This window comes from Thermolongibacillus altinsuensis, assembly GCF_004341205.1.
Taxonomy (GTDB): domain Bacteria; phylum Bacillota; class Bacilli; order Bacillales; family Anoxybacillaceae; genus Thermolongibacillus; species Thermolongibacillus altinsuensis.
In genome coordinates this window covers 54,066-75,921 of the sequence record NZ_SLUL01000007.1, presented here as the reverse complement: position 1 = coordinate 75,921, position 21,856 = coordinate 54,066, and the positions used below count along the sequence as shown (strand labels likewise).

The 21,856-nt window shown below is 41.2% G+C and carries 17 protein-coding genes, 1 pseudogene and 2 riboswitches; of the genes and pseudogenes, 8 read left to right on the top strand and 10 right to left on the bottom strand.

The features are described from left to right. Positions 1–59 precede the first annotated feature (59 nt). Positions 60–167: riboswitch (SAM riboswitch) on the bottom strand. A 128-nt stretch (positions 168–295) separates the two neighbouring features. Further along, a complete protein-coding gene (locus tag EDD69_RS08215; protein ID WP_132948476.1) occupies positions 296–1,084 on the bottom strand; it encodes a carbon-nitrogen family hydrolase in 789 nt (262 codons plus the stop codon). Positions 1,085–1,178: 94 nt separating this feature from the next. Between EDD69_RS08215 and EDD69_RS08210 the strand changes: the two genes are divergently transcribed. Then, complete coding sequence (locus EDD69_RS08210) at positions 1,179–2,354, top strand: pyridoxal phosphate-dependent aminotransferase (protein ID WP_132948475.1); 1,176 nt, start codon at positions 1,179–1,181, stop codon at positions 2,352–2,354. A gap of 96 nt (positions 2,355–2,450) precedes the next feature. After that, positions 2,451–2,558: riboswitch (SAM riboswitch) on the top strand. Here the strand turns inward: EDD69_RS08210 and EDD69_RS15320 are convergent. After that, positions 2,525–2,743 (bottom strand): hypothetical protein, encoded by a 219-nt coding sequence (locus EDD69_RS15320; RefSeq protein ID WP_165871755.1) that lies wholly within the window; start codon positions 2,741–2,743, stop codon positions 2,525–2,527. Its footprint overlaps the riboswitch before it by 34 nt. Before the next feature lie 105 nt (positions 2,744–2,848). On the opposite strand from EDD69_RS15320, the gene mtnW reads away from it, so the two are divergent. From mtnW to EDD69_RS08190, 4 genes are read left to right on the top strand one after another with little or no spacing between them, the layout of a single operon-like run. Further along, positions 2,849–4,048 (top strand): 2,3-diketo-5-methylthiopentyl-1-phosphate enolase, encoded by a 1,200-nt coding sequence (gene mtnW, locus EDD69_RS08205; protein ID WP_132948474.1) that lies wholly within the window; start codon positions 2,849–2,851, stop codon positions 4,046–4,048. After that, positions 4,048–4,707 (top strand): 2-hydroxy-3-keto-5-methylthiopentenyl-1-phosphate phosphatase, encoded by a 660-nt coding sequence (locus tag EDD69_RS08200; protein WP_207893265.1) that lies wholly within the window; start codon positions 4,048–4,050, stop codon positions 4,705–4,707. Before mtnW ends, EDD69_RS08200 begins: the two co-directional genes overlap by 1 nt. Then, a complete protein-coding gene (locus EDD69_RS08195; protein WP_132948472.1) occupies positions 4,704–5,339 on the top strand; it encodes a methylthioribulose 1-phosphate dehydratase in 636 nt (211 codons plus the stop codon). The genes EDD69_RS08200 and EDD69_RS08195 overlap by 4 nt, the downstream gene beginning before the upstream one ends. 23 nt (positions 5,340–5,362) lie before the next feature. Continuing rightward, complete coding sequence (locus EDD69_RS08190) at positions 5,363–5,896, top strand: 1,2-dihydroxy-3-keto-5-methylthiopentene dioxygenase (RefSeq protein WP_132948471.1); 534 nt, start codon at positions 5,363–5,365, stop codon at positions 5,894–5,896. 23 nt (positions 5,897–5,919) lie between these two features. Here the strand turns inward: EDD69_RS08190 and EDD69_RS08185 are convergent, their stop codons facing one another. The 4 genes from EDD69_RS08185 to EDD69_RS08170 all read right to left on the bottom strand — a co-directional run bounded on the left by EDD69_RS08185 (position 5,920) and on the right by EDD69_RS08170 (position 10,529). Then, positions 5,920–6,777, bottom strand: coding sequence for a DMT family transporter (locus tag EDD69_RS08185; protein WP_132948470.1), 858 nt, complete (start codon positions 6,775–6,777; stop codon positions 5,920–5,922). Positions 6,778–6,792: 15 nt separating this feature from the next. After that, entirely contained in the window at positions 6,793–7,524 is a 732-nt protein-coding gene (locus EDD69_RS08180; RefSeq protein ID WP_132948469.1) for a ZIP family metal transporter, read from the bottom strand. After that, positions 7,517–8,995 carry a PAS domain-containing sensor histidine kinase gene (locus EDD69_RS08175; protein WP_132948468.1) on the bottom strand — a complete coding sequence of 493 codons (1,479 nt, stop codon included), beginning with the start codon at positions 8,993–8,995 and terminating at the stop codon, positions 7,517–7,519. Before EDD69_RS08175 ends, EDD69_RS08180 begins: the two co-directional genes overlap by 8 nt. Positions 8,996–9,113: 118 nt before the next feature. Further along, entirely contained in the window at positions 9,114–10,529 is a 1,416-nt protein-coding gene (locus EDD69_RS08170; RefSeq protein WP_132948467.1) for an amino acid permease, read from the bottom strand. Between the two features lie 243 nt (positions 10,530–10,772). On the opposite strand from EDD69_RS08170, the pseudogene EDD69_RS08165 reads away from it, so the two are divergent. After that, positions 10,773–12,487: pseudogene (locus EDD69_RS08165) on the top strand (M3 family oligoendopeptidase). Between the two features lie 269 nt (positions 12,488–12,756). Beyond that, a complete protein-coding gene (locus tag EDD69_RS08160; protein WP_132948466.1) occupies positions 12,757–15,801 on the top strand; it encodes an efflux RND transporter permease subunit in 3,045 nt (1,014 codons plus the stop codon). Between the two features lie 193 nt (positions 15,802–15,994). Here EDD69_RS08160 and EDD69_RS08155 read toward each other — a convergent pair whose 3' ends face one another. The 4 genes from EDD69_RS08155 to EDD69_RS08140 all read right to left on the bottom strand — a co-directional run bounded on the left by EDD69_RS08155 (position 15,995) and on the right by EDD69_RS08140 (position 21,291). Continuing rightward, positions 15,995–18,112, bottom strand: a complete 2,118-nt coding sequence (locus EDD69_RS08155; RefSeq protein WP_132948465.1) for an ATP-dependent Clp protease ATP-binding subunit — start codon at positions 18,110–18,112, stop codon at positions 15,995–15,997. Positions 18,113–18,234: 122 nt separating this feature from the next. Continuing rightward, positions 18,235–19,644, bottom strand: coding sequence for a sensor histidine kinase (locus EDD69_RS08150; protein ID WP_132948464.1), 1,410 nt, complete (start codon positions 19,642–19,644; stop codon positions 18,235–18,237). Next, the gene (locus EDD69_RS08145) at positions 19,631–20,308 is read right to left on the bottom strand and encodes a response regulator transcription factor (protein ID WP_132948463.1); all 678 of its coding nucleotides are present in this window, start codon (positions 20,306–20,308) and stop codon (positions 19,631–19,633) included. The genes EDD69_RS08150 and EDD69_RS08145 overlap by 14 nt, the downstream gene beginning before the upstream one ends. Beyond that, positions 20,305–21,291, bottom strand: a complete 987-nt coding sequence (locus EDD69_RS08140) for a YncE family protein (protein ID WP_132948462.1) — start codon at positions 21,289–21,291, stop codon at positions 20,305–20,307. The genes EDD69_RS08145 and EDD69_RS08140 overlap by 4 nt, the downstream gene beginning before the upstream one ends. Positions 21,292–21,412: 121 nt before the next feature. Here EDD69_RS08140 and EDD69_RS08135 point away from each other — a divergent pair, with 121 nt between their 5' ends. Next, the gene (locus EDD69_RS08135; RefSeq protein WP_132948461.1) at positions 21,413–21,790 is read left to right on the top strand and encodes a FixH family protein; all 378 of its coding nucleotides are present in this window, start codon (positions 21,413–21,415) and stop codon (positions 21,788–21,790) included. Positions 21,791–21,856: the final 66 nt, after the last annotated feature.

The following is a 21,856-nucleotide window of genomic DNA, read 5'->3' as shown; positions in this document are numbered from 1 at the left end:
GATATAAAAATGAAAAACCTCTTTCGCTTGCGAAAGAGGTTTGAAGATCGGCTTCTCACCTCTTATCTCTCAGCGTATCGCTGCAAGAATTAGCACCGTGCTTAACAAACGTTAAGTCGGTTGCCGGGCTTCATTGGGCTCGTCCCTCCACCTGCTCTTGATAAGAGTTTTATCGCATATTTATTTTTTATGAATATTTAAAACAATGAAAAATTTTAAATAATTTTACTTGATTCGAATGATACATGAAACGTTTTTTGTTTGTCAATACAATTTTTGCAAAAATTTTGAAGAACTATGTGTGATAAAGGTCCGGACGACGATCAGCGAAAATTGGAATTTTTTTGCGCACTTCTTTTACTTTTTTTAAATCAATGGTTGCTGTGACGATGCCAGGATGTTCATCAGCTTCGGCAATGATTCCCCCCCAAGGGTCGATGACAAGAGAATGTCCAGCAAACACATTATTCGGATCGCTTCCGGCACGATTGCATGCGATGACATAACATTGATTTTCGATCGCCCTCGCTTGAAGTAATGTGCGCCAGTGGGAAAGGCGAGCAAGCGGCCATTCAGCGACGACAAACAAAATTTCCGCCCCTTTCGCCGTATGAACGCGAATCCATTCAGGAAAGCGAATATCATAACAGATGACGCCTGCGCATGACGTTTCGTCTAATGTAAACAGTCCTAACTGGTCGCCAGCTTGCAAATAAAGATGTTCGTCCATGAGTTGAAATAAATGGACTTTGCTATATTCACTAACGACCTCTCCATGACGATTGACGATGTACATCGTGTTCGTAATTCCGTTGTTTGTTTTTTTCGCAATGGAACCAGCCACAATATGCGTATGGTACGTACGCGCCAGTTGACTAATCAATGTTTTCGTTTTTTCACCGTTTTCGTCAGCAATTTCTTCTAGTCTTGTTAAGTCATATCCCGTTGACCAAAGCTCAGGCAAGATGACGACATCAGGATGCTCATCGCGAAGCTGTTCGAATTGCTTATGAACTTGTTGTTTATTTTCTGTTGGATTTCCAAAGGCAATATCCAATTGTAAGCAGGCAATTTTCCACTCCATCTTCTTTACCTCCAAAAAATAACTTTACAAGCTGTCTTTAACAATATATTATTTTTGATTAGAATTTCAAGAAATTTTTGAGTAGGTGTATACAATGCAACATTTCGATCAATCTGAATTATTAAAACAATTACCGAAGCAGTTTTTTGCCTCGCTTGTTGAGAAGGTTGGAAAATCATTGGAAAAAGGTCATGATTTAATTAATCTCGGGCAAGGAAATCCAGATCAGCCGACACCCGCACATATTGTGGATGCGTTGCAACAAGCGGCATCCAATCCAAAATATCATCGATACTCTCCGTTTCGCGGCTATTCGTTTTTGAAAGAAGCGATTGTTCAATTTTATAAGCGAGAGTATGGAGTGAATCTCGATCCTGAAAAGGAAGTCGCCATTTTATTTGGCGGAAAAGCAGGTTTGGTGGAGATTCCGTTATGCCTTTTAAATCCCGGCGATGTCGCTCTTGTCCCAGATCCTGGTTATCCAGATTATTGGTCTGGAATCGCCTTAGCGCGGGCGAAAATGGAAATGATGCCGCTTCGCCAAGAAAATCATTTTTTGCCTGATTATCGCGAGTTGTCGCCGACCGTGTTAGAAAAAGCGAGCGTTATGTTTCTCAATTATCCAAATAATCCAACCGGAGCCGTGGCGACGGAATCATTTTTTGCCGAAACGGTTTCGCTTGCTGAAAAATACGGCATTTGCGTCGTTCATGATTTTGCGTACGGAGCGATTGGGTTTGATGGCAAAAAGCCGATCAGTTTTTTACAAATCGATGGAGCGAAAGAAGTCGGCGTCGAAATTTACACCTTTTCAAAAACATACAATATGGCAGGTTGGCGCATTGGTTTCGCCGTTGGGAATGAACATGTCATTGAAGTGTTGAATTTGTTACAAGATCATTTATATGTCAGTTTATTCGGCGCCATTCAAGAAGCAGCGGCAGTTGCTTTGCTTTCATCTCAGCAGTGTGTTCGCGAATTAGTTGCGCTGTATGAACGGCGGCGCAATACGTTGATCGGGGCGCTGCGAGAAATTGGATGGGAAGTAGAGGCGCCTGCGGGTTCCTTCTTTGCTTGGTTGCCGGTTCCAAAGCCGTTTACTTCCGAGCAGTTCGCTGATCTTCTTCTTGAACAGGCGCATGTTGTTGTCGCTCCGGGAATTGGATTTGGAGCGCATGGAGAAGGATATGTGCGCGTTGGCTTGCTGGCAGAGGAAGAACGGTTAAAAGAAGCAGCAACGAGAATTGGAAGATTAAAACTTTTTGGTTAAACAATGAAAAAAGATTGACAACGTTCTAAAGTAGTGTCATAATTCAAATTAAATTTTGTCAGTGCTAAAAATTATGAAAAATGAATAAACATCGCATTCTTATCAAGAGTAGGTGGAGGGACGAGCCCAATGAAGCCCGGCAACCGACTTAACGTTTGTTAAGCACGGTGCTAATTCTTGCAGCGATATGCTGAGAGATAAGAAGAGTACGGATTTTTCTTGCCTCTTCTTATGAAGAGGCTTCTTTTTATATATGATAGTCTTGATTTTCCGATATGAACAAGCTTTTCTGCCACTTCCCCGAACGAAAACGTCATCAGACAAATAAATTTGTCTGTCATGCGTTTTACGTTCGGGATCGGCACGCTAGAAGCATGCCAGGGCGGCAAGAAAAATCTTGCCGCCTATGGCAGAAAAGCACTCTTCCATTCATGATGAGATACGTCGGAAACTCAACTTAAATCTATATAGTTTTACGAAAAGAGGTTTTGGTCATGAGTGAAGTCATTGCGACATATCTTGTGCATGATACGAAAGATTTGCAAAAAAAAGCTGAAAGCATCGCATTAGGATTAACAGTTGGTTCTTGGACTGATTTGCCTCTTTTAGAGCAAGAACAATTAAAAAAACATAAAGGAACTGTCATTTCGGTCGAACCGTTAGAAGAGAATAGCGGATTTATTAAAATTGCTTATCCAAGCGCCAACTTTAGTGCAGATTTACCAGCTATACTCATCACAACGTTTGGAAAATTATCGTTAGATGGAAAAATTAAATTAATAGATTTACAGTTTTCGGATGAATTGAAAAAGCAGTTTCCTGGTCCGCGCTTTGGAATCGAAGGAATTCGCGAAAAAGTTGGCGTGTTTCATCGTCCGCTTGTGATGAGTATTTTTAAAGGGGTCATCGGCCGCGATCTTGCTTATTTATGTGAACAGCTGAAACAGCAGGCGCTTGGTGGGGTGGATTTCATTAAGGATGACGAAATTTTGTTTGAAAATGATTTAGCGCCATTTGAACAGCGAATTGTGGAAGGGAAAAAAGTTTTAAATGATGTTTATGAGCAAACAGGAGAGAAGACGTTATATGCGGTGAATGTAACCGGAAAGACGTTTGAGCTAAAGGAAAAAGCAAAGCGAGCAGCGGAGCTTGGGGCAGACGTTCTTCTATTCAACGTGTTTGCGTATGGGCTTGATGTGTTGCAGGCGCTTCGCGAAGATGATGAAATTGCGCTGCCGATTATGGCTCATCCGGCTGTGAGCGGTGCGCTGATTTCGTCCAAATTTTACGGCATCGCCAGCCCGCTTTTGCTTGGCAAGTTACTTCGCTTGGCGGGGGCGGATTTTTCCTTGTTTCCATCGCCGTACGGAAGCGTTGCGCTTGAACGAACAGAAGCGTTACAAATCGCCGCGGAATTAACGAAAGAAGAAAGTTTCAAAAAGACGTTCCCTGTTCCATCGGCTGGCATTCATCCGGGGCTTGTGCCGCAGCTTATTCAAGATTTTGGGATTGATAGCATCATTAATGCAGGAGGCGGTGTGCACGGTCATCCAGATGGCGCTATCGGTGGCGGTCGAGCGTTTCGTTCAGCAGTAGATGCCGTTTTAGCGGGAGTGGATCTTAAGCAAGCAGCCAAAGAGAATGAAGCGTTGCAAAAGGCGCTCGATCTTTGGGGAATGGTTGAGGTGAAATGATGAAAAAACCGATGATTTTTTGTGATTTTGACGGGACGATTACGAATAGCGACAACATTATTGCCATTATGAAACGGTTTGCTCCGCCGGAATGGGAGCGCGTGAAGGATGATATTCTTGATGGGCGCCTTTCCGTGCAAAAGGGAGTCAGTTACATGTTTTCGCTTTTGCCGTCAAGCTTGAAGAAGGAAATTGTCGCATTTTTGCTTGAAAACGCCACGATTCGCGAAGGGTTTGCTGATTTTGTTGCTTATGTCAAAAAGACAGACATTCCGTTTTATGTGGTGAGCGGAGGAATCGATTTTTTCGTGCATCCGCTTTTAGAGAAATGGATTGAAAAAGAACACATTTTTTGCAACTCCGCTCGCTTTGATCGGGAAACGATTGAAATTATTTGGCCGTATTCATGCGATGAGCATTGCCGCAATCAATGCGGCTGCTGCAAGCCTTCACTGATACGAAAGTTGGCAAACGAAGAACATTCAATCATCGTGATCGGCGATTCCATTACCGATCTTCAAGCGGCTAAATTAGCGGATCATGTTATTGCTCGCGATTTTCTCCTACAAAAATGTCGCGAACTCAACCTTTCACACACTCCGTTTACAACCTTTTTCGATGTCATTGACTTTTTTGAAGAAATGAAGGTGAAACGATGAGCGTATTGATTAAAAAATGGGAAGAGCTTGCGGCAGTGAAAGAAGAACTTGCCCAGAGAGACTGGTTTTTCGCCACAAGCGGCAATCTTTCCATTAAAGTAACGAACGATCCGCTCACCTTTCTTGTCACAGCGAGCGGGAAAGATAAACGCAAGCGAACAAGCGAAGATTTTCTTCTTGTTGATGCGTTTGGCAATCCAGCAGAACAAACCCATTTGAAGCCTTCTGCCGAAACGCTGCTGCATGTGGAAGTATACACAAAAACAAATGCGGGTTGCTGTCTTCACGTTCATACAATCGATAATAATGTTATTTCGGAACTATATGGTGAGCAAGGCGAAGTGACGTTTACTGGCCAAGAAATCATAAAAGCGCTCGGTTTATGGGAAGAGGATGCGGTCGTTCGCCTTCCGATCATAAAAAACGATGCCCATATTCCGACGCTAGCCAAACAGTTTGCCAAATACGTGAACGAAGATGCAGGTGCCGTGCTTATTCGCAATCATGGCATTACCGTATGGGGAAAAGATGCATTTGAAGCGAAAAAATTTTTAGAAGCTTATGAATTTTTATTTAGTTATCATGTGAAATTGTTGATGCTGACGCGCCAGTCCGCGTTTGTATCGAATTAACATACATTAAAGGAGGAAAAAGGATGGCTATCATTCGCTTTCATGAAACAAACGAAACGATTGAAAAAGAGCAAGAGGTGATTCAATTTTTACAAGAGCAAGGGGTTATTTACGAAAAATGGGACATTGCGAAACTTCCTGAGCATTTACGCGAGAAATACGTATTAACGGATGAAGAAAAAAACGAAATTCTTGAAACGTTTAAAGAGGAAATTGCGGACATTTCCGCACGTCGCGGCTATCGAGCACAAGATGTTGTCGCCCTATCCGAGCAAACACCAAACCTTGAACAGCTGCTTGAAAACTTTAAAAAAGAGCATCACCATACGGATGATGAAGTGCGTTTCATTGTGAGCGGCCACGGAGTATTTGCGATTCAAGGAAAAGACGGAAAGTTTTTCGATGTCGAATTAAATCCTGGTGATTTAATCTCTGTTCCGGAATATACACGCCATTATTTTACATTGCAAGAAGATCGAAAAGTGGTTGCTGTTCGTATTTTCGTGACGACAGAAGGTTGGGTGCCGATTTATGAAAAAGAAGAAGCAAATACATAAAAAAATAGAAGGCTTTATGCCTTCTATTTTTTTGCAAATAAAACAACGCCGCTGATGGTAATGATGCTGCCAATGAGCTGTGCGCCGTTCATTTGTTCTCCTAACCATACATAAGCGAAAAGAGCTGTAAACAGAGGATTAAAGTTTAAAAAAATTCCCGATTTCGTTCCGCCGATTTTTTGGACGCCAATGTTCCAAAAAATCATTGCCAATACGGTTGCTCCAAAGCTTGTATACAATAAAGCAAAGGCAAATGAAGCATCGATTGTTTTGATGGAAAACGATGAAAGAGTAAACGGAAGCATCCCGATCGTTCCAAACACTCCAGACCAAAATGTGGCTTCGAGAGGGGAATGCCATTTCATCGCTTTTTTCGCAAACGCAGAATATAATCCCCAAACGAGGACAGCTGCTAACATAAATAAATCGCCAATGTTAAAATGAAGGCGAAGCAATGTTTCGATGTGTCCGTGTGTCATGACGATCATGACACCGAGGAGGGAAATAAACATCGCTAGCCATTGTCGTTTTGCTAGCGTTTCATGATAAAAAAAGTAAGAAACGACGGCAATCGCGATTGGGTTTAGTGTTGAAAGCAATCCGACGTTATCCGCCGATGTGTATTGAAGCGCTTGAAACATAAGCACATTAAAAAAAATTACGCCTGTCAGCCCCATTGCCAGCAGCGAAGCAAAGGCCTCTTTTTTCAATCGTAACGTTCGTTCTTTCCATAACACGATTGGAATGAGACAAAGAATAGCTAAAAGCCAGCGCATCGATGTTAAAGCGAGAGGAGAGGCGTGTCCAACAAGAAATTTACCAGCGACAAAGTTTCCCCCCCATAAAGCGCTGGTAATTAGTAGCAATAAATAGTATTTCATTCTATGTTCCGTCCTTTACCATGTTTCGATCAAAAAAATCATGAAAAGCAAGCCAAGAATAAAGGCATATGTTGCCGTTCGCTCATTTCCATCTCCATGGCTTTCGGGAATGAGTTCCTTATAAATGATGAATAACATCGCCCCGGCGGCAAATGCTAAGCCGTAAGGGACGAGCGATTGAATGATCGATGTTAAATAAAAGCCAAGAAGGGATGCAATCAGTTCAATTGAACCCGTGAATGTTGCAATGAAAAGCGCTCTCCATTTCGAAATATTTTGATTCAAGAGAAAAAGGGCAACAAGAAATCCTTCAGGCGCATTTTGAAAACCGATCGCTAAGGCAATTAAGCTTCCTGTATCTGCTTTTTGCGAAGCGTAGCTTACGCCAACAGAGAGTCCTTCTGGAATGTTATGTAGCGTAATGGCCGCAATGATTAATAATGCTTTTTCATCGAAAGCAATCCCTTTTTTCGAGTGCTCTAAATCGATATGCGGTACTGTTTTTTCGAGAACGGTTAATACGATTACACCGAGAAATAGTCCGACAGCGAGTGAAAGAAAATTTCCATTTGCGAGCGATTCAGGGATGAGGCTAAGCATGGATGCCGCCATCATAATGCCGGCGGAAAAAGCTAGTAAAATATCGCGCCATCGATGAGTTAACGAGCGCGATAAAAATAAAATTGGAATAGCCCCCATTCCTGTCGAGAGCGCGGATAATATGCTGCCAACGAGCATTTCATTCACGAGTGTCCACCCTTTCTTCACGTTGGAGTGGAAGTAAAACGGTTACCGTCGTTCCTTTATTAACAACGCTGTCAATAGTAATTTTTCCGTCATACATCTCAATGATGCGCTTACAAACGACAAGCCCTAGCCCTGTTCCTGTTTCTTTGAGCGTGAAAAATGGTTGAAAAATTTTATCTAGCATTTCTTTTGGAATGCCGCATCCTGTATCTTTCACTTGCAGTTTTGCCCATGTTTTTTCTTTTGATAAAGAAATGGTCAACCACCCATTTTTCGGCATCGATTCGAGCGCGTTTTTTGCCAAATTTAAAATCACTTGTTTTAGATGATCTTTTGAACAAAAGATCGGTAACGGTATCGACGGAAAGTCGAGAGTGTAAAGGACATTATGCAAATGAGCTTGCGATTCAATAATGGGATGCAGTTCAGTGACGATTTCACGTAAATCGCATCGTTCTAGCTTTTGGGCAGTCGGTTTTCCAAGAACTAGAAATTCGCTTACGATTTGGTTAATGCGTGCAATTTCTTTTTCGATGACGGAAAAATACAGTTGGGATTCTTGATCTTTATGTTTTTCGCTTAAAAGCTGAATAAAACCTTTAATGCCGGCAAGCGGGTTGCGAATTTCATGGGCGGTACTAGCCGCAAGCGTTCCGACAAGTTCGAGCTTTTGCGCTTCGTTTTGAATTCGTTCATACATTGTTGCCCGTTTGAGAAGCCAATATTTGATTAACAAAAAGATGATGTGGGTAACGACAACGATGAGCAAAATCCAATGAATAGAAGACAGCAATAACTGTTTTTTGTCTAAAGGTGGTACATATGCTTCAATTTTCCAAGGAACATTATTTAAGTGAACAGAAATCGTTTCGATTTTTTCGTTTCGTTTTTGTTTGGTTGCAAACAAAATTGAACGATCCGAATCGTACAAGCAAAATGAAATATGCGGATTGACGACTTTTATAATATTTTTAATGTAATCGAGGCGAACATCCGCAATTAAAAAACCGCTAACCTGTTCTGAAGATAAGTCAATAATCGGAGTAACAATCGTTGTCAATATTTTATCGTTTTCTTTGTGTGCTTTCGAAACGACGGTCTGTTTTGTTTGACGGGCGAGTTTAATCCAATATTTAGAACCGTTTACCTCGCGTTCGTCCGCTAAAAAAGAAAGACGATCAAAGCGTTGGTCATCGTCAAGTAAACCGTTCAAAATGGATTCCATTTGCTTATGCTTCATCGGTAAATTTCCACCGATGATGAAAGCAAGTGTTTCTAGTCTTGTGATTGTTTCGGCAATAAATCGATCAATATCATTTTTATGAATATGAGCAAACATCGCTGTTTCCTCTTTGGCGATGGCTGTTTGTCGCTCGTTTTGCCAGTAAATAAGATAAATGCTTCCTAATATAGAAGGTACTAAAACGATCAAGATATACAACAATATGTCTTTAAGCTTCCATTTCCCCATAAGTTCTTCTCCCTTAGCAGAAACAAACTGTACAGGAATATTATAACACCCTAAAATTGTGAACAAAACCAAAAATTATAAAAGGCCGAAGCGGGATCCACCGCTTCAGCCTTTTGTTTTAAGCTGTTGCTTTTTTCACGATTGCTTCTATTGGTTTTGGAATCATCGGGTAAAAGACGATGCCGCTGACAAGGAGAGCAACACCGAGCATAAATGTTTTTAAATCCGCTGTTCCGGCGATAACGACCCAAATCGAATAAATGGTTGCTAAAATTGAAATCAATCCATCGGATAATCGTTCGGTTGCCGTGCGATAGGTTTCACCTGTTAGCACAAGCTTGAACTGGAATAAAGAAGCGATTAAATATGGAACGAGATAAGATAATGTCGCAATATAAATGACAAAATCAAATGCAGCCGACATTGAATTCGATACCGTTGAAAAAATAAAAATTTGAGCAAGTCCATTTGAAACAATTAAAGAGAAACGCGGCATTCCTTTTTTGTTTTCTTGTAAAAAGGCAGGGATAAACAACCCTTGTTTTGCTGCTTGGTATGGCACTTCAGCACTTAACAAAACCCATCCTAAGGTTGATCCAAGCAAGCTAATCAGTCCAAGCCCAGCAAGAAGATAAGCTCCCATTGGGCCTAAAATCGTTTCGATCGCATCGACGAGCGGCTTTTCTGAGTGAATGAGCTGCTCTTGCTTTAAAAGCCCCATGACAAGTACGCTAATTCCGATATAAATAGCAAGGGAGATGAATAAACCTAAAATCGTTGCTCGCTTAACATCGCTTTGTTTGCGCGCACGAGAAGCGAAAACGATCGCTGATTCAATACCGATAAATGCCCATAATGTGTTGACAGCGGCGTTGTTTACTTGGCTTAGTAACCCGAACGCTTCTCCGGCTTCGTTGTAGCGCGGAGCAACAAATGGATCAAGATAGCTTTTTTCAAATGCGAACAAACTAATGACAATAAATAAGAAGAAGCCAAGTACTTTTGTAAACGTTGCTAAGAAATTTAATTTTCCTGCTCCTTCAACGCCGCGGAGAATGATGAAATGCATTCCCCATAATAAAACGGTACAAATAATAAACGTGAGCAAGTTTCCGACTTTCACATCAAGCGAACCGATTGTAAACGCATGTTGTTGGCTTGTTAAAATCGGGAAAAACGTAGATAAATAGCTTGTAAAGGTCGTAATAATCGCAACATTTCCAGCAAAGTTTCCGATCCAATATCCCCATGAAGCCATAAATCCGGATAAAATGGAAGCATTCGATCCTTTTGGGAATAATTCTTTTGCATAAATTTGCGGACCGCCATTTAACTCTGGTTTGCGGATCGCTAAATTTCCGAAAACGAGCGCAAGCATTAACACGCCGCCGCCTGTTAATAACCATGCCAAAATAACGCCAGCAGGGCTTGCCGCTTCTGCTAAAGAGCGAGGGAGCATAAAAATGCCCGATCCGACCATATTGCCAACGACCAATGCAGTGAGTAACCAAAAGCCTAATTTTTGTTGATTCATTGTTGTTTCTCCTTTCTGAAAATAAAAAACACACCCTAAGTTCTCTACGGGTGTATGGAACAACCGTATCAACGACTAGAACATGACAAACTTCGAAAGAAAAAATATTCATTTGACGTTATGATCATACAAAGTTCGACAAGATTCGTCAATCATCTTTTTGTGATGAAAAACAGGAATTTTTCGCTAGAAAATGGAATATAATCTATGATTGGGAAATTAAAAGAAAAGGAAGGGATTCATTTGAAGTTTTCACAGTTTCGGTACGAACGGCCGGACGTAGAAAAACTAAAAGCGGAGTTTCATAAGGCGTTGCAAATGTTTCAACAAGCAACAACAGTGGAAGCGCAACATGAAGCGATGAAGCAGATTAACGCGATTCGCAACGAGTTTAGCACGATGGCGAACATTTGTTATATTCGTCATACGATTGATACAAATGACGAGTTTTATAAACAAGAACAAGACTTTTTCGATGAAGTTGAGCCGATTATGAAAGGGCTTGTGAACGATTATTATAAAGCGCTTGTCGCTTCGCCGTTTCGGGCGCAGTTGGAAGAAAAATGGGGGAAGCAGTTGTTTGCTTTAGCGGAAACGGAACTAAAAACGTTTTCTCCAGACATTTTAGAAGATTTGCAGCTGGAAAATAAATTAGCAAGCGAATATACAAAGCTTGTTGCTTCAGCAAAAATTTTCTTTGAGGGCGAAGAACGGACGTTAGCGCAGCTTCAGCCGTTTGTGGAATCACCGGACCGCGAGATGCGCAAGCGGGCGAATGAGGCGAGATTTGCGTTTTTCCAAGAAGATTTGCGTTTTTCCAAGAACATGAAGAAAAATTTGATGATATTTATGATCAGCTCGTGAAAGTACGTACGAACATGGCGAAAAAACTTGGCTTTGAAAACTTTGTCGAGCTCGGTTATGCCCGTTTAGGCCGGACGGATTACAATGCTGAGATGGTTGCAAAGTTCCGCGAGCAAGTAAAAGAGTTTATCGTTCCGATTGCAGTGAAGCTCCGAGAGCGTCAACAAGAGCGAATTGGCGTTGACAAGTTAAAGTATTACGATGAAGCGTTTGCGTTTAAAACCGGAAATCCGACTCCAAAAGGCGATGCGAAATGGATTATTGAAAACGGGAAAAAAATGTATCAAGAGCTTTCACCGGAAACCGATGAATTTTTTCGGTTTATGATCGATCATGAACTAATGGATCTTGTTGCGAAAAAAGGAAAAGCGAGCGGCGGCTATTGTACATACATTGAAAATTACAAAGCACCGTTTATTTTCTCCAATTTTACGGGAACATCCAGCGATATTGACGTACTGACGCATGAGGCAGGTCATGCCTTCCAAGTGTATGAAAGCCGTCATTTTGAAATCCCAGAGTATAACTGGCCGACTTTAGAAGCGTGCGAAATTCATTCGATGAGCATGGAATTTTTTACATGGCCGTGGATGGAATTGTTTTTTAAAGAGGATACAGAAAAATATAAGTTTAACCATTTAAGCTCCGCATTGCTGTTTTTACCGTATGGAGTAGCTGTCGATGAGTTTCAACATTTTGTCTATGAGAATCCGGATATAACGCCGGCGGAACGAAAGCAGGCATGGCGCGAAATTGAGAAGAAATATATGCCGACAAGGGACTATGATGGAAACGATTATTTGGAACGCGGCGGCTTTTGGCAGCGCCAAAGCCATATTTACACGACGGCGTTTTATTACATTGACTACACGTTAGCACAAATTTGCGCTTTCCAATTTTGGAAACGTTCGCGTGAAAACTATAAAGAAGCGTGGAACGATTATGTCAAACTATGTCGTGAAGGCGGAAGCAAGCCGTTTACAGAATTAGTTCGTGTCGCTAACCTTATTTCGCCGTTTGAAGACGGTTGCGTTCAATCGGTTGTCGGTGAGATTGAATGTTGGCTTAATAGTGTTGATGATAAGCAACTTTAACATAATTCTCCCACTTCAAGCGTGTGAAGGGAGTCGTCAAACGCGCTAAGTGGGAGATGAATTTCGGTAAGGTGCAGTCTAAAACTTTAATAAAAATGAATTGATCTATCCAATTCCCCAGGCTAAAACGTATCAAATCAACCAGCAACGAGACATTCCTCCTCACTATACCATCCAATCCTGCACTATTTCCCGAACAAAAACAAAATTTACAGCGAATCGTACACAGTAAAATTGAAAAATGTGTAAAATTATCGAAAGGGGATTTTATGAAATCGATTATCCGTTTTAGCATGAAAAATACGGTTGCTTTATGCCTAATGGTTGTCATACTAATCGGCGGTGGGATTTATTCGGTAATGAATATGAATATCGAAAAATATCCGAGCGTCGATATTCCATATTTGTCCGTTTTTGTAGCTTATCCAGGGGCGTCTCCGGAACAAGCAATGAAAGAGATCGGGGAGCCGATTGAAAAGGAAGTTATGAATATTGATGGGGTAAAGAATGTGTATACGGATGGAACACCGTGGGGAGCTTGGATTACTGCTGAATATGAGATGAGTATTGATATGGATGAAGGAGAAGCGCTCATGCGTCAAGCGGTTGACAAAGTAAAATTGCCGGAGGGAGCAGAGGAACCTGAGTTTTTCCGGCAAACTCCCGATAATCCGGTCATCTATTTAGCAGGGGTGTATGGAACTGGCAATGCCCAAGAATTGCAAACGTTTGTAAAAAATGAAGTCGTGCCGGCATTAGAAGGAATTGACGGTGTAGATAAAGTAGAAACATCGGGATTAGAAGATAAAAAAGTGTATGTTCGCCTGAAGCCGGAACAATTAACAGAATACGGATTAACCGTTGACCATGTAAAGCAAATAATTATGGCTAACAATCTGTCAATCCCGACGGGGAATTTGACCATGAACGATGAAATTTTGCCCGTGCGTGTTAATAAAGAACTAACTTCGCTCGATAGCGTAAAAAATATCCGCATTTTACTGCCAAAACCTAAGTTGCCTACAAATCCTGGTGAAATTCCAGTAACATCTGTCAAATTAGGAGATATCGCAGAAGTCGTTTTTGATCGCAAAGAAAAGAACTATACACGAATGAACGGGAAAGAAGCAGTAACGTTTGGGTTAGTTCCGGAAAGTGGCGCCAATATAGTTGCAATTGTAAAAGAAGCAAAGGAAAAATTGGAAGACTTAGAACTGCCAAAAGGATATAAGATTGAAACATTGTTAGATCAGTCAACGACCATTAAAGAGTCTGTCTATGCTATGCTGCGGGAAGCCATTTTAGGTGCGGTAATGGCAGTCATTGTAACCTTATTATTTTTAAGAAATGTTCGTTCTACGATTATTGCGATTATCTCGATTCCGCTTTCCATCTTTACATCGTTTTTAGTTCTTCATTTCTTCTTAGGTTACACGTTAAATATTATGACACTTTCGGGAATTGCAGTCGCTGTCGGACGTGTTGTGGACGATTCCATTGTCGTTATCGAAAATATTTTTCGCCGCATCCGCGCAGCGAAAGAACGGAATGACGAGCTAGTGGAGCAATCAACAAGAGAAGTTGCTTCAGCGATTACCTCTTCTACGATTACGACGGTTGCGGTATTTTTACCAATGGCATTTGTCCCTGGAATTATTGGCCGATTCTTTGCCCCGCTTGCATGGACAATTGTGACCTCGTTATTGTTCTCGCTATTAGTAGCCATTACAGTTGTTCCGTTATTCGCAAGAATTTTCTTATTAAAACTTGAAACAAAAGAACATCGTGAAAGCATTTTGCAGCACTTTTATCGAAAAGTGTTGAACTGGGCACTTGCACATCGCTGGTTGACGCTTGCCGTTGCCTTTGCTCTTTTAGTGAGCAGCGTCGCTTTTATTGCGCCACAGCTTGGCACGACATTTTTGCCGACAGAGACCTCTCGTTCTTATCGCATTCATGTAACGATGGAACAGGGAACAAGCGTTGAGAAAACGAATAAAATCGCAACAGACATTGAAAGTATTTTACTTACTCAAGAAGAAATTGAACAAATTTCCACATCTGTTGGCGAGGGAAGCGCAAAAATTTCTTTTTCCGTAAAAAAATCCATCGAGGATGTAGATTCTCTCATTAAGGAAATTCGCGAAGAATTGGCAGAGGTGAATGGGGCAAAAGATATTACGATGAATGGGGTAGGAGATATGACTGGCGGTGCTTCTTCACAGCTTCAATTTATCGTAAATGGACCAAACATCAAAAAAATCGAAGAAGCAAGTGAACAAATGGTGGATGCTTTAAAAGATGTTGAGGGGCTTGCGAATATAAAGACAACGCTTGAAGGAGAAAAGCCGGAAATCAAAATCAATTTAGATGATGAAAAACTTGCTGAGCATCATCTTCTTCCAGCTACAGTAGCACAAAGCTTGCGCAGCTATATTGCCGGAGATGTTGTGACAAAAATGGTTATTGATGATACAACGACAGAACTTCTTGTCAGTATAAAACTGGATGATGTTGCTTCACTTGAAGCGCTTGGTGAGCAAACAGTAACGAACATGCTCGGTCAACCAGTAGCTTTAAAAGAGGTCGGAACGCTTGAACGAGTAAAAAGCCGTGTGACTGTCAACCACTTGAACGGTAAAGATTTTGTATCATTGCAGGCAACGATTATTGAATCAAATACAGGAGAAATCAGTAAAAAAGCAGATGAGGCACTAAACAAATTAGACCTTCCTAGCGGTGTTTCTTGGTATAAAGAAGGGGCATCAGCGGCGATGGAAGAAGGCTTCCGCAATATGTCGATTGCCATTGCCGTTAGTATATTGCTTGTATATATGGTCATGGTCATTGCATTTGGGGAGGGGAAAGCACCTTTCGTTATTCTGTTTGCCATCCCTTTCTCGGTCATTGGAGCATTGCTTGGTTTATGGGTGGTCCAAGAACCAATCGGTATGCCGGCGATGATTGGTTTGCTCATGCTTAACGGAATTGTTGTGACAAACGCGATTGTCTTAATTGATCGGGTAAAACAAAACGAAAAAGTCGGAATGGAAAAACATCATGCATTGCTCGAAGCAGGTGTTGTTCGGCTTCGTCCCATCTTAATGACAGCGATTGCGACAGTAGGAGCATTAATTCCAATGGCATTTTCCAACCATGCCGGCTTAGTTTCACAATCGTTAGCGGTGGTTGTGATCGGCGGACTAACAACATCAACGTTGTTAACGTTGATTATCGTACCCGTACTTTACAGTTTGTTGCATTCTGCTAAGAAAAAAAGTGAAATTGGACTTGAACGCACGGTAAAGTATTAAAGTAGATAAGTAAGAAACCAGATGAAAGGTTTCTTGTATAATGGCAGAAAAGCGGTCTTCTATTCATGATGAGATATGTCGGAAACTCAACTTGAGTCTATATATAAATTTATTATCAAAATGACGCAAATTTTATATCGATCATGAGTGAGAAAAAGAAACGCCTAATCCGCATCAATCGGATTTAGGCGTTTTATTTGTTCAATGGTTTGGCAACGATGTTGCCGTTTTCCACATCAATCTGGATGTGCTTGACGTGTTCTGTTTCGTCAAGAAGCAAGTCGGCGATTTGATCTTCAACATGTTCTTGGATGACGCGGCGAAGCGGACGAGCGCCAAATTCTGGATGATATCCGAGTTCAGCTAATTTTTCTTTCGCTTCTTGTGTGACGGTTAATGTGATGTTTTGTTCTTTTAATGTGTTTTGTAATTCTTCTAGCATCAAGTCGACAATTTGTAACATATGTTCTTTTTCAAGTGGTTTAAATTCAATGATTGCATCGAGACGGTTTAAGAACTCAGGTTTAAAGTACATGCCCAATTTATCAAGCAAGTTTCCTGGCTGATTAGTTCCTGCGTTTGATGTCATAATGATGACCGTGTCTTTAAAGCTCACTGTACGTCCTTGGCTGTCTGTTAAGCGTCCATCTTCTAAAATTTGTAGGAATATATGTTGTACGTCTGGATGCGCTTTTTCAATTTCATCGAGCAAAATGATGCTGTAAGGATTTCGGCGCACTTTTTCCGTTAATTGTCCCGCTTCTTCATAGCCGACATAACCAGGAGGAGAGCCGATTAATTTCGCTACAGCGTGTTTCTCCATATATTCGCTCATATCTAAGCGAATCATCGCGTCTTTTGAGCCGAATAATTCTTCAGCGAGCGTTTTGGACAATTCTGTTTTACCAACACCTGTTGGACCGACGAACAAGAAGGAACCAATCGGACGATTTTTTGCTTTCAAGCCAGCACGGCTGCGACGAATCGCTTTTGCCACTTTTCGTACCGCTTCTTCTTGACCAATGACTTTTTTCGCTAAGTTTTCTTCTAAATGTTTCATTTTTGTTTGTTCGTCTGCTTGTAATTTTCCTACAGGAATCCCTGTTTTCTCTTCAATAATTTGTTGAATATGAATGACATCGACAATCGGTTTTTGTTGCTCGCCTTTATTTTCAAGTTGTTTCTCTAATCTCAATTCTTCTGTGCGCAATTTCGCTGCCAATTCATAGTTTTCTTCTTGCGCAGCTTTTTCTTTTTCTTTTCTAATTTGTTCGAGCCGCTCGTGGATGGCTTGTTCATCGGTTGGAATCGCACGCAAGCTTACTTTTGAACCCGCTTCATCTAGCAAGTCAATCGCTTTGTCTGGAAGGAAGCGGTCTTGAATGTAACGATGAGATAATGTGACGCAAGCTTTGATTGCTTCATCTGTATATTTCACTTGGTGGAATTGTTCGTATTTTTCTTGAATGCCTTTTAAAATTTCGATTGCTTGTTCGATCGTTGGTTCATGAATCATGACTGGTTGGAAGCGACGTTCAAGCGCAGGATCTTTTTCAATTTGGCGATATTCTTTTAATGTTGTTGCACCAACCACTTGGAGTTCGCCACGGGCTAATATTGGTTTTAAGATGTTGCTTGCATCCATCGAACCTTCAGCAGAACCAGCACCGACAAGTAAATGAATTTCATCGATGAATAAGATGACATTTTTTCGTTGTTGCAGCTCAGCGATTAATTGTTTCATGCGTTCTTCAAATTGACCGCGAATACCTGTGTTTGCAACAAGGGAAGCGACATCGAGCAAATATACCTCTTTATTTAATAATTTTGTTGGCACTTTTCCTTCGGCAATTTTTAATGCCAACCCTTCAACGATGGCTGTTTTACCGACGCCTGGCTCACCGATCAGAACAGGGTTGTTTTTCGTGCGGCGGTTTAAAATTTCGATCACACGTTCAATCTCTTTGTCACGGCCGATGACAGGGTCAATTAATCCTGCTTTCGCAAGTTGTGTTAAATTACGACCAAATTTATCGAGCAAGCCGTTTCGTTTTTGAACAGGTTCATTTTTGATCATTTGTTCAGCATGTTCGAATGGGGAAGCTGTCGGTTCGACAAACGGTTTGAAGAAGTCTGTGAAGAGTTGTTCGAAATGATCGAAGCCGAAACCAGATGGGATGGATGGGATGTGCAATTGTTGTTTTTGTTTTTCGTAGCACTCATGGCAAAGGTGCCATTGTTTTTGTTCATCGTTAAATTGGAATTTCATAAATACAGAAGCTTTATTTTTTTGGCACGCTTGGCACATCATAGGCATCAACCTCCTTTTTTACTTTGACTATATTTGACCTTTCTGCTTTTATTATAATTTGACCTTTTTTGACTTTCAAGTGCTTTTTTAAAAAAAAATAAAAAATTTCCGATGAACGAGCGTCATCGGATTTCTTGATAGAGAGGCAATAAGATCGAAACGGTTGTTCCTTTCCCAAGTTCGCTTTCAAAATGAATCGATCCGTTATGCAGTTTGATAATTTGTTTCACGATTGCGAGTCCAAGTCCTGTGCCGCCATGTTCGCGTGAACGAGAGCGATCAGCGCGGAAAAATCGTTCGCCCAACCGTTCAAGGTCATGCGGGGAGATGCCTTTGCCTGTATCGGCGATGACCATTTGGCATTTCCCTTGCTTTTCAGCGATTTCTAAACGAATGGTTCCGCCGTCTTCGGTGTAACGCAACGCATTGTCGATTAAGTTTTGCAGCACTTGTTCGATGCGATCGGGATCACCAACGACAATAAGGTCATGATCGACATTCATTTCAATATGAATGTTTTTTTCGTGAAGAAATGGTTCGTATTTTTCGATCGTTTCTTCGGCTAACTGCGCGATGGAAAAAGGCGTTTGATGAAGCGGATAGGTTCCTTCCAACTGTGCAAGATCGAGCAAATCGCGGACAAGGCGCTGCATGCGGCTTGCTTCGCGATGAATGAGTTTTAAATATTTTTGTTTTTGTTCTTCTTCTCGGACCACTCCATCGAGAAGAGCCTCGCTATATCCTTTTACATAGCTTAAAGGGGTGCGCAGTTCGTGCGAAACGTTCGCTAAAAACTCTTTCTTTCGCTGGTCTTCTTCGGCAAGGGCACTTGACATTTGATTAAATGCTTTCGCAAGTTGACCGATTTCATCTTCGGTGAAAACGGCGACTTTTTCGCTAAAATCTCCTTGAGAGACTTTATAAGCAACATGTTCCATATGCTTGAGCGGATTTGTTAAATGGATAATAATTTTGCGACCGACAAAGACGGTGACAAACAAAAAAATGGCGCCGCCGCTTAATACGAATATTTGAATTTGTTGAAACACTTCTTCAATCGAAGCGAGCGGAATGTATAAATATAAAATGCCCATCAAACGATGTTTGTCTAATAACGGAATGATGATTCCGAGAATGTTGCGGGCAAATGTTTGTTCATAACCTTTTTTGGTAATCGTTTTCCCTTCAAGCAATTGTTCGCGCTCTTTTTCGTTAATGATCGAATGATGGTCGATTTCAAATGGTAAACAAGCACTTAACTCGCGCGGATTGTTGACAAGGACAATTTCAGCATTCGAGATTTCGCTTAGCCATTCTACTTTTTGTTTAAACGATTCATCAATCGGACCGCCTTCATATTGTTTAGCGAGATTCATTCCTTCGCTCAGCAAATTTTGTTCAATGTTGGCAATATAAATATTTTCATATATATAAACGATCATCATATATGAGAACAAAACAGCCGCACCGAGAAACAAGCTGATCGTTAGCCACAATTTTTTTTGAAGGGAGAGGGCTTTAATTCGTTTCATCAATTTTATATCCCACTCCCCAAACGGTTTGAATGATGTTTCCTGCTTCTCCGAGTTTAATACGCAACGTTTTAATATGCGTATCGACGGTGCGCGTGCTGCCAACATAATGAATGCCCCAAACGCGATCGAGCAATTGTTCGCGCGTAAACACTTGTCCGCGATGTTTTGCTAAAAGAACGAGCAGTTCAAACTCTTTTAATGTCAAAACGACGGGTTGTCCATGGACGAGAACTTTTCGTCCGCGTTCATCGATTTCAATGGAACCGATGTGTAAGTAAGGAGATGTTTCCATCGTTTTTGTTCGGCGCAGCACGGCTTGAACGCGAGCGACCACTTCGTTCGGGCTGAACGGTTTGACGATGTAGTCGTCAGCGCCAATTTTCAATCCGTAGACGCGATCCCATTCATCGCTTCGGGCAGTTAAGAAGATGATTGGAACTTGTGATTGTTCGCGAACTTTCATACAAAAGCGATAGCCATCTAAACGAGGCATCATAATATCGAGCAAAATTAAATCAACATGTGTCGTTCGAAGCAATTCCAATCCTTCTTCGCCATCTTTGGCTTCGATGCATGTAAATCCTTCAGCCGATAAATATAAGCGAATGAGTTCACGCATTTCTTTTTCATCGTCAATGATTAAAATGGTTCCTCTCATCATCGTTTTCCCTCCGCTGGACGGAAAAATAAGTAAAATGGACCTTTTCCGACTTTTATTTTTTGCTTCATCGTTAATGCTGTTGGGTCGACATAAATAATTTCGCTGCTATCGTAGCTCGCGACAACGATTTCTTGGTCTGTTTTGATCATCGCAAACGGATTAGCGCCAATTTCAATAGAACGAACTCTTTTTTTACTTACGGGTTCAATTTTATAGAGCATATTCGTTCCGTGACTAAGAACGTAAATAAAGTCATTCATTTGCAAAAGCTGAATCGGCATCGTTTCCGTTCGCACTTTTTCAAGAAGTTGTCCATTATTTAACGAGTAGATGCATACATCTTGTTGCATCGTTTCTCCGCCGCCGTGTCCACCGACCCATAATTCGTTCGTTTTTGTTACGACTAAACCGCTGACGGCTGATTCAAATGTGTTGATGGTTTGAATCACTTTTTTTGTTTTTTGGTCAATGACCGAAATGATGCCGCCTTTAAAATGAATGACAATCCATCGTTTGTGATTGACATCTTCAACGATGGAAAAAGGGGAAGGGGGAACATGAATTTCGTCAACGATTTTTCCTTTTAGAGTCATGATCGAAATGGTCGCATTTTTTTCGTTGACGAGCAATAAATGGTTGTTGTCATGCGATAAAGCAATATGCGCAATTCCTTTTGTAACAGGCCAATCCGCGATCTTTTTTCCGCTGGATAGTTTGTAGACAGAAATGTGTTCCATCTCTTGGCCATATAATAAAAGCGTATCGTGATCAGGTAACAGTTGAACTTTTGTAAACGGTTCATCCATACTCCATTTCGCTAATGGTTGTTTTGTGATATGATTAATAAACGATAAGCTATGTTCTTTTAAATTAACGACACCGAGAATCGGCACATCCCGTTCGATCGGTTCGTATGTTTGGGTCGTGCATCCTTGCAAAAAAAGGATGAGCGTCAAAACGATGGATAGAAAGCGGATGCTCACGGCCTTTCCTCCTTCAATAAGCAACATCGATACGATCTCTATCGTACAAAACAATTGTGAATGATTTGTGAAATGTCAAAAATAAACACATTTCTATTGTAGCATGAAAGGAGTCTATCCGATGAAAAAGTGGTTATTTCTTTTTGGATTGCTTATTGTTTTTCTTGCGGGATGTGCATCGCAAAATGAAACGGAAGAAGAACTTCCTTTTCTTGATGTAAAAATCGTGGCGGACGAAAAAGTGCCGCTGAATAAAGAGGTGGAAATTGCTTGTCTTGTCACGTATGGAAACGAAAAAGTGACAGATGCGGATGAAGTGAAATTTGAAGTTTGGAAAAACGGAACGGAAAATCATGAAATGATCGAGGGGAAGCATGCAGGAGGAGGAAAATACGTCATTCGTAAAACGTTTACAGAGGCGGGGACCTATTCCATTGTTGCACATGTTACCGCTCGCAGTATGCATAATATGCCGAAAGTGGAAGTGACGGTCGAATAAGCAGCGAGATTTCTCGCTGTTTTTCTTCTTTTTTACCCCCTTTTACTCATATATATGAACAAAATG

Coding starts and splice junctions, on each gene's coding strand:
- EDD69_RS08210 (WP_132948475.1), top strand. CDS start 1,179: ATGCAACATTTCGATCAATCTGAATTATTAAAACAATTACCGAAGCAG.
- EDD69_RS08200 (WP_207893265.1), top strand. CDS start 4,048: ATGAAAAAACCGATGATTTTTTGTGATTTTGACGGGACGATTACGAAT.
- EDD69_RS08190 (WP_132948471.1), top strand. CDS start 5,363: ATGGCTATCATTCGCTTTCATGAAACAAACGAAACGATTGAAAAAGAG.
- EDD69_RS08150 (WP_132948464.1), bottom strand. CDS start 19,644: ATGAAACGAATTAAAGCCCTCTCCCTTCAAAAAAAATTGTGGCTAACG.
- EDD69_RS08145 (WP_132948463.1), bottom strand. CDS start 20,308: ATGATGAGAGGAACCATTTTAATCATTGACGATGAAAAAGAAATGCGT.
- EDD69_RS08155 (WP_132948465.1), bottom strand. CDS start 18,112: ATGATGTGCCAAGCGTGCCAAAAAAATAAAGCTTCTGTATTTATGAAA.
- EDD69_RS08215 (WP_132948476.1), bottom strand. CDS start 1,084: ATGGAGTGGAAAATTGCCTGCTTACAATTGGATATTGCCTTTGGAAAT.
- EDD69_RS08170 (WP_132948467.1), bottom strand. CDS start 10,529: ATGAATCAACAAAAATTAGGCTTTTGGTTACTCACTGCATTGGTCGTT.
- mtnW (WP_132948474.1), top strand. CDS start 2,849: ATGAGTGAAGTCATTGCGACATATCTTGTGCATGATACGAAAGATTTG.
- EDD69_RS08185 (WP_132948470.1), bottom strand. CDS start 6,777: ATGAAATACTATTTATTGCTACTAATTACCAGCGCTTTATGGGGGGGA.
- EDD69_RS08160 (WP_132948466.1), top strand. CDS start 12,757: ATGAAATCGATTATCCGTTTTAGCATGAAAAATACGGTTGCTTTATGC.
- EDD69_RS08135 (WP_132948461.1), top strand. CDS start 21,413: ATGAAAAAGTGGTTATTTCTTTTTGGATTGCTTATTGTTTTTCTTGCG.
- EDD69_RS08195 (WP_132948472.1), top strand. CDS start 4,704: ATGAGCGTATTGATTAAAAAATGGGAAGAGCTTGCGGCAGTGAAAGAA.
- EDD69_RS08175 (WP_132948468.1), bottom strand. CDS start 8,995: ATGGGGAAATGGAAGCTTAAAGACATATTGTTGTATATCTTGATCGTT.